This window comes from Faecousia intestinalis (assembly GCF_040096185.1).
In the GTDB taxonomy this organism is placed as follows: domain Bacteria; phylum Bacillota; class Clostridia; order Oscillospirales; family Oscillospiraceae; genus JAZOXB01.
The window spans coordinates 1-822 of the sequence record NZ_JBBMFF010000013.1 but is presented as its reverse complement, the minus strand read 5'-3'; the positions used below and the strand labels follow the sequence as shown (position 1 = coordinate 822).

Below are 822 nucleotides of genomic sequence, written 5' to 3'. Positions count from 1 at the left end.
CCGTCTCATGCAGAATCTGACGCGCCCTCGGCGCTATAAAAAGCTTTTAAAGCTTTTTATCAGATTCTAGTATAAGCAGTCTGGCGGGAAAGTCTCCTCGGCTTTCGGTGCACACGCAAAAAAAATCCTGCAGAGCCAAATCGGCTCTGCAGGATTTTCGGTTTTTCAGGGGGGTACTTCTGCTCAGGCGCGGGCGCGGACAAGAGCGAGGCGCTCCTCCTCTTCGTCATGACGGCGCACGGCACGGCCGGCGGCATGAGCGGAGAGATACAGAGCAGCGAAGGAAGCGACAGCGGCGATCATGGACAGAACGTGGTCGTTCTTCGGCAGCAGCCAGCCGACGACGGCGGCGATGAGCACGAGGATCAGGTTCATGAGACCCGTGTTCTCCTCTTTATGATAAACCTCAATGGCAGCAATGCCTGCCAGTGCAAGCAGCACAAGGATCTTTCCTACGAATTCCATTTTTCATTTCCCAGCTTTCTAATTTTTTGGTCGGCGTAATAGTACCACTCCTTCCTGATTTTGTCAATAACTTCTTGATAATTTTTTGAAAAAGTTTTGATTCTGTAGTTTTCATTTTCGCGCTCGTCAAATTGACGAAGTCGTTAAGTGACTTTCATATGGCATCCTGCACGATTTTAACAAGGCCGTTTAGGCAGGAAAACGGCGGCGTGCAGAGCTGCGCGCCGCCGAACAGGCTGTCAAGAACATACTCAACCGAAAGTTTCGGAGGGAAGAAAAATGTGAAAGACTAACTATTAAAAGTCAAGCCCGAAATGCGGAGGAGCGGCAAAAATTTAGACGGTTCAAAAGGGGTAT

At 49.6% G+C, this 822-nt stretch carries 1 protein-coding gene; it reads right to left on the bottom strand.

Annotated features, from left to right (window positions below):
- Positions 1-183: 183 nt before the first annotated feature.
- Complete coding sequence (locus WMO66_RS00090; RefSeq protein ID WP_349134370.1) at positions 184-465, bottom strand: hypothetical protein; 282 nt, start codon at positions 463-465, stop codon at positions 184-186.
- Positions 466-822: the final 357 nt, after the last annotated feature.

What these genes read in the sequence shown, in the direction of transcription:
- WMO66_RS00090 (WP_349134370.1), bottom strand. Translation starts at nt 465, where the DNA reads ATGGAATTCGTAGGAAAGATCCTTGTGCTGCTTGCACTGGCAGGCATT.